The organism is Streptomyces sp. NRRL F-5123 (assembly GCF_000721495.1).
GTDB lineage: Bacteria > Actinomycetota > Actinomycetes > Streptomycetales > Streptomycetaceae > Actinacidiphila.
The window spans coordinates 1-282 of the sequence record NZ_JOHY01000214.1 but is presented as its reverse complement, the minus strand read 5'-3'; the positions used below and the strand labels follow the sequence as shown (position 1 = coordinate 282).

General features: G+C 66.7%; 1 protein-coding gene. It reads left to right on the top strand.

From position 1 onward, the window contains the following. A partial coding sequence (locus tag IH54_RS41175) for an acyltransferase domain-containing protein (RefSeq protein WP_043183774.1) occupies nucleotides 1-282 on the top strand: 282 nt, incomplete at both ends.

The window sequence follows — 282 nt, the reverse complement described above, 5'->3', positions numbered from 1 at the left end:
CGCCTTCCTGTTCGCGGGGCAGGGGAGTCAGCGGGTGGGTATGGGCCGTGAGTTGTATGCGGCGGAGCCGGTTTTCGCTGAGGCGTTCGATGCGGTGCTGGGGCAGTTGGATCCCGGGCTGAGGTCGGTGGTGTGGGGTGAGGATGCGGCGGTGCTGGGGCGTACGGAGTTCACGCAGCCTGCGCTGTTCGCTTTCGAGGTGGCGCTTTTCCGGTTGGTGGAGTCGTGGGGTCTGCGGCCGGATTTTGTGATGGGGCATTCGGTGGGGGAGGTTGCGGCTGC